The organism is Acidisoma sp. (genome assembly GCF_035492295.1).
GTDB lineage: Bacteria > Pseudomonadota > Alphaproteobacteria > Acetobacterales > Acetobacteraceae > Acidisoma.
On record NZ_DATJJK010000275.1, the window covers coordinates 1 to 3,789 of the forward strand.

Annotated in this window: 4 protein-coding genes; 3 read left to right on the top strand and 1 reads right to left on the bottom strand. The window is 63.1% G+C overall.

What is annotated here, in order from left to right:
• The 3 genes from VL752_RS20465 to VL752_RS20475 all read left to right on the top strand — a co-directional run.
• Positions 1-285, top strand: a 285-nt coding sequence (locus VL752_RS20465) for a PQQ-binding-like beta-propeller repeat protein (RefSeq protein WP_325358188.1), incomplete at its 5' end; no start/stop codon positions are given.
• Between the two features lie 6 nt (positions 286-291).
• Positions 292-1,179, top strand: a complete 888-nt coding sequence (locus VL752_RS20470; RefSeq protein ID WP_325358190.1) for a bestrophin family protein — start codon at positions 292-294, stop codon at positions 1,177-1,179.
• Between the two features lie 542 nt (positions 1,180-1,721).
• The gene (locus tag VL752_RS20475; RefSeq protein WP_325358194.1) at positions 1,722-3,167 is read left to right on the top strand and encodes a catalase; all 1,446 of its coding nucleotides are present in this window, start codon (positions 1,722-1,724) and stop codon (positions 3,165-3,167) included.
• A 31-nt stretch (positions 3,168-3,198) separates the two neighbouring features.
• Here VL752_RS20475 and VL752_RS20480 read toward each other — a convergent pair.
• On the bottom strand, positions 3,199-3,789 hold a 591-nt coding region (locus tag VL752_RS20480; protein ID WP_325358192.1), incomplete at its 5' end, for a ribulose-phosphate 3-epimerase.

The window sequence follows — 3,789 nt, forward strand, 5'->3', positions numbered from 1 at the left end:
GCCTGCCTCTCGGCCGCCAGCGGGCAGGTCAAATGGGTGCATCAGATGCCGCCCTTCAAGAACATGAAAAAGCTGCGCAACCCGATTTACTGGTGGGGGCCGATCATTGCCGGGCCCAACCTCGTGCTGGTCAGCAACCACGGCGAACTCGCGACGCTCGACCCGATCACCGGTCAGCCGCGCGCCACGATCACGCTGCCCTCCCCAGCGGCGGCAGCACCGGTCGCGGCAGAGGGGCGCGTCTTCGTCACCGTCAAGAGCGGGGATCTTATCGCGTACGGCTGATCCGCCGTGATCGTCTCCCGCGGCATCCATGTCGGGCGCCTGTTGCGCTACAACGCGCCGACCCTCGCCCTGCTGGTCGCGTACGACGTGGCGATCACCGTCGCCTACCTGGTGCTGGACTGGCATTGGGTGGCCATCCCGCTGCTGCCCCTGCCGCTGCTCGGCAGCGCCATCGCGCTCATCGTCACGATCCGCAACAATGCCGCCTATGCGCGCTGGTGGGAGGCGCGCACGCTCTGGGGCGCGATCCTCAATAACTCCCGAAGTTTCGCCCGCGGCGTGCTGGCGCTGGTCGACGATCCATCCGTGGCCCATGATCTCGTCCGCGCCCAGATCGCCTATGCCCTGGCGCTGCGCTGCCACCTGCTGCGCCTGTCGCCGGATGAGGCGCTGGCGCGCTATCTTCCGGCCGATATGGCGGTGCTTTGCCACGGCCGCGCCAATGCGCCAGCGGCGATCCAGATGGCGATCTCCCGTCGCCTCGCAGACCTTCGCCGCGCGGGCGGGCTCGACAGCGTCGCCGTCGCCAATCTCGACCGGACGCTCGCCGCTGTCATCGATGCGCAGGGCGGGCTGGAGCGGATCAAGAACACGCCGCTGCCCCGACAGTACAGCGGCCTGCCGCTGATCTTCAGCCGCGCCTATTGTTTTGTGCTGCCACTCGGCATGGTCGACAGCCTGGGCGTCGCGACACCCTTCGGCTCGGCCCTGATCGGCTTCATGTTCCTGGTCCTCAACGAGATTGGCAGCGATCTCGAGGATCCCTTCTCGAACGACGTGCATGACATACCGATGGCCGCCATCACGCGCACGATCGAGATCGATTTGCTGCAAGCGATCGGCGCAGAGGATGTGCCTTCGCCGATCACCGCGCAGAACGGCATACTGTCCTAGACCTCACCTGCCTGCCCATCGGGCTAGACATGATCAATGCCTTTTGACTTTGCCGTCAGACGTTGCTCAGTTACAATTTTTTTTCGGCCAGCGTTACCGTCTTTGCATCGCAGGAACAGGTAATGACATCGCGCTTGACGGGCACAAGCAATAGACAATCCCGGACCCCTCGCGTCACTGGCCCGGATAGTCTTCTGGCATGTGAAACGAGCAAATTGTTCGGCCCGATTTGTTGCGAATGTTCATTGACCTGCACATGCCGCAGTCTCGGCGTCGATCCTGAACATCTCGATGCCAGCGCCGCGTTTCACGGCATCAGCCTGACAAAGCACTCTATAGGCTTCACCAAGAAATATGCCGGCGCTCCTCAGCGCTTGAGCCTCTATGGCGCCTATGCCGCGCCCTGTTTCCTCCACAGTCGATGAGTTCGGCGGCAGGGACCTGTCTTACGTTCCCGCGAATTGCTGCCGCGTAATCCGTGCCTCAGCCTGGCCAGACTAGGAGCTGCCGCATACCCCCTTCGTTCAGCCCAGGAGCGAGCCATGTCTTCAATGAAACCTTTCACCAGCGACAACGGTGCGCCTGTCGCTGACAACACAAATGTTTTGACCGCTGGTCCGCGCGGCCCCACGCTTTTGCAGGATGTCTGGCTGATCGAGAAGCTGGCGCATTTCGATCGCGAGGTGATCCCCGAGCGCCGGATGCACGCCAAAGGCTGGGGCGCCCACGGCACCTTCACTGTCACGCATGACATCACGCGCTTCACCAAGGCGAAGATTTTTTCCGAGATCGGCAAGCAGACACCGATGTTCGCCCGCTTCTCGACGGTCGCAGGCGAGCGAGGCGCGGCCGATGCCGAGCGCGACATTCGCGGCTTCGCTCTCAAGTTCTACACCGAGGAAGGCAACTGGGACATCGTCGGCAACAATACGCCGGTCTTCTTTTTCCGCGATCCGCTTCGCTTTTCCGACCTGAACCACGCGATCAAGCGCGATCCCCGCACCGGCATGCGCAGTGCCAACAACAATTGGGATTTCTGGACGCTCCTGCCGGAGGCGTTGCATCAGGTCACAGTCGTGATGTCGGACCGCGGCATTCCGAAAAGCTTGCGGCACATGCACGGGTTCGGCAGCCACACGTTTTCGATGATCAATGCCGCGAATGAGCGTGTCTGGGTCAAATTCCATTTCCGCACGCAGCAAGGCATCCAAAACCTCACCGATGCCGAGGCCGAGGCTCTTATCGCCAAGGACCGCGAAAGCCATGGCCGCGACCTGCTGCAGGCCATTGACTCCGGAGACTTCCCGCGTTGGACCTTGTTCATCCAGGTGATGACGGAAGGGCAGGCAAGGACTCACCGCCACAATCCCTTCGATCTCACGAAGGTCTGGCCAAAGGCGGAATACCCGCTGATCGAGGTCGGCACGATGGAGCTGAACCGCTGGCCCGACAACTACTTCGCGGAAGTCGAGCAGGCGGCATTCGGGCCGTCGAATATCGTCCCGGGCATCGGCTTCTCTCCAGACCGGATGCTCCAGGCGCGCCTATTCTCGTACAATGATGCCGTTCATTACCGCCTCGGCTCCAACTTCTACCAAATCCCGGTCAACGCGCCGAAATGCCCCTATATGAGCTACCATCGGGATGGGCAGATGCGTGTCGACGGCAATCTCGGCGGTACGCTGAGCTACAATCCCAACAGCGCGGGCCTTTGGGATGATCAGCCCGATTTCGCCGAGCCGCCTCTCCCGCTCTCTGGGAACGCCGCACGATATGACCACCGCCTCGACGATGATCACTGGGAACAGCCGGGCAACCTGTTCCGTCTGATGAGCGATGCCCAAAAGAAAGCTCTCTTTGAGAACACCGCCCGGGCGATGGGCGATGCACGCCAGGAGATCAAGGAGCGGCATATTGCCAATTGTCGGCGCGCGGACCCGGCCTACGCTGCAGGCGTCGCACAGGCGCTCGGCCTGAAAGTGCCGTAAGCGGCAGGATTAAAGAAGCTGCGTCCCGAAGTCAGCCCCGCACGGGCTGTCCCTTGTGGGCCGTCCCATGGCTGGCTTCGGTGCCGCGCTCGGCCGCCGTCCGCAGCGTGGCAATATTCGCCGCGTAACTGCCGCTGCCGCCTTTGAAGGCGGAGGAACCGGCGACGAAGACATTGGCACCTGCCGCGGCAGCCAGCTCCGCGGTCTCGCCCGTGATGCCGCCATCGACCTCGATTTCGACCGGCCTGTCCCCGATGAGCGCGCGCAGGCGGCGGATCTTCTCCAGCGTCAGCGGCAGGAAGGCCTGGCCGCCGAAGCCTGGATTGACGGTCATGACCAGGATCAGGTCGGCGGCATCCAGGCTGTAGCGCACCGCTTCCTCGGACGTCGCGGGATTGATCGCGACCCCGGCCTTGCAGCCGAGGCTGCGGATTTCCTGCAGCGTGCGGTTAAGATGCGGGCAGGCCTCGGCATGGACGGTGATGCGGTCCGAGCCCGCCTTCGCGTAGTCGCCAAGGTAGCGGTCCGGCCCCTCGATCATCAGGTGGGTGTCGATGGGAAGCTTGCTCTGCTGACGCACCGCGGCAATCACGCCGGGGCCGAAGCTGATATTGGGCACGAA